Annotated in this window: 1 rRNA gene; it reads left to right on the top strand. The window is 57.4% G+C overall.

Annotation, left to right across the window (positions count from 1 at the left end):
• Positions 1 to 312 (top strand): 23S ribosomal RNA (locus LUCIF_RS00045); the annotation flags it as partial.

Here is a 312-nt window from a genome sequence, read left to right as displayed (position 1 = left end):
AAGGGCATACGGTGGATGCCTAGGCGCCAAGAGCCGAAGAAGGACGGGGTAAGCTCCGAAAAGCCAGGGGGAGCCGCAAGCAGGCAATAATCCCTGGATCTCCGAATGGGGGAACCCGGCGGTGGTAATGCACCGTCACCTATTGCAAAATAGGAGGGCACCCGGGGAACTGAAACATCTAAGTACCCGGAGGAAAAGAAATCAAACGAGATTCCCGAAGTAGCGGCGAGCGAACAGGGAAGAAGCCCAAACCAGGCGAGGCAACTCGGCTGGGGTTGAGGACCGGCAAAAGAGTCGCGAAGTCAAGCCGAA

This window comes from Allolucifera butyrica (genome assembly GCF_900476375.1).
Classification (GTDB): domain Bacteria; phylum Bacillota; class Negativicutes; order Sporomusales; family UPPP01; genus Lucifera; species Lucifera butyrica.
This window is presented reverse-complemented; position numbering and strand designations above follow the sequence as displayed.